This window comes from Rhodococcus ruber (genome assembly GCF_027270735.1).
Lineage (GTDB): Bacteria > Actinomycetota > Actinomycetes > Mycobacteriales > Mycobacteriaceae > Rhodococcoides > Rhodococcoides rubrum_A.
Map to the genome: position 1 here is coordinate 1 of NZ_JAPWIJ010000030.1, position 1577 is coordinate 1577.

At 55.0% G+C, this 1577-nt stretch carries 1 rRNA gene; it reads left to right on the forward strand.

From position 1 onward, the window contains the following. Nucleotides 1–1519, forward strand: a 23S ribosomal RNA gene (locus tag O4220_RS27680); the annotation flags it as partial. Nucleotides 1520–1577 lie beyond the last annotated feature (58 nt).

Genomic DNA, 1577 nt, shown 5'->3' on the forward strand with positions numbered 1-1577 from the left:
GGTGGATGCGTGGGACCTGATCTGGTAGTAGCCAAGCGATGGGGTGACGCAGGAAGGTAGCTGGGCCAGTCAGTGGTTGTACTGGTGTAAGCCTGTAGGGCGAACGGTAGGCAAATCCGCCGTTCACACAGCCTGAGAGGTGATGCGTAGCCGATTGAGGCGAATTCAGTGATCCTATGCTGCCGAGAAAAGCCTCTAGTGAGTTGTTACACGGCCCGTACCCCAAACCGACACAGGTGGTCAGGTAGAGAATACTAAGGCGATCGAGATAACTATGGTTAAGGAACTCGGCAAAATGCCCCCGTAACTTCGGGAGAAGGGGGGCCCCTGCCGGTGATCACTCTTGCAGTGTGAGCTGGTGTGGGCCGCAGAGACCAGTGAGAAGCGACTGTTTACTAAAAACACAGGTCCGTGCGAAGTCGTAAGACGATGTATACGGACTGACGCCTGCCCGGTGCTGGAAGGTTAAGAGGACCGGTTAGCCAGCAATGGCGAAGCTGAGAATTTAAGCCCCAGTAAACGGCGGTGGTAACTATAACCATCCTAAGGTAGCGAAATTCCTTGTCGGGTAAGTTCCGACCTGCACGAATGGCGTAACGACTTCTCAGCTGTCTCAACCATAGACTCGGCGAAATTGCATTACGAGTAAAGATGCTCGTTACGCGCGGCAGGACGAAAAGACCCCGGGACCTTCACTACAGCTTGGTATTGGTGTTCGGTTCGGTTTGTGTAGGATAGGTGGGAGACTGTGAAGCGGTGACGCCAGTTACTGTGGAGTCGTTGTTGAAATACCACTCTGATCGTATTGGATACCTCAACCTCGGACCATGATCTGGTTCAGGGACAGTGCCTGGTGGGTAGTTTAACTGGGGCGGTTGCCTCCTAAAATGTAACGGAGGCGCCCAAAGGTTCCCTCAGCCTGGTTGGCAATCAGGTGTCGAGTGCAAGTGCACAAGGGAGCTTGACTGTGAGACTGACAAGTCGAGCAGGGACGAAAGTCGGGACTAGTGATCCGGCACCGGCAAGTGGAAGCGGTGTCGCTCAACGGATAAAAGGTACCCCGGGGATAACAGGCTGATCTTCCCCAAGAGTCCATATCGACGGGATGGTTTGGCACCTCGATGTCGGCTCGTCGCATCCTGGGGCTGGAGTAGGTCCCAAGGGTTGGGCTGTTCGCCCATTAAAGCGGCACGCGAGCTGGGTTTAGAACGTCGTGAGACAGTTCGGTCTCTATCCGCCGCGCGCGTAAGAAACTTGAGGAAGGCTGTCCCTAGTACGAGAGGACCGGGACGGACGAACCTCTGGTGTGCCAGTTGTTCCACCAGGAGCACCGCTGGTTGGCTACGTTCGGAAGGGATAACCGCTGAAAGCATCTAAGCGGGAAGCCTGTTCCAAGATGAGGTTTCTCACCCCCTCGAGGGGGTAAGGCCCCCGGCAGACCACCGGGTTGATAGGCCAGAACTGGAAGTCGGGTAACCGATGCAGGTGACTGGTACTAATAGGCCGAGGACTTACCACAAAGAAGCTACGCGTCCACTGTGCAATATCTGAAACAACACACGAGTTGTTCAGTAACA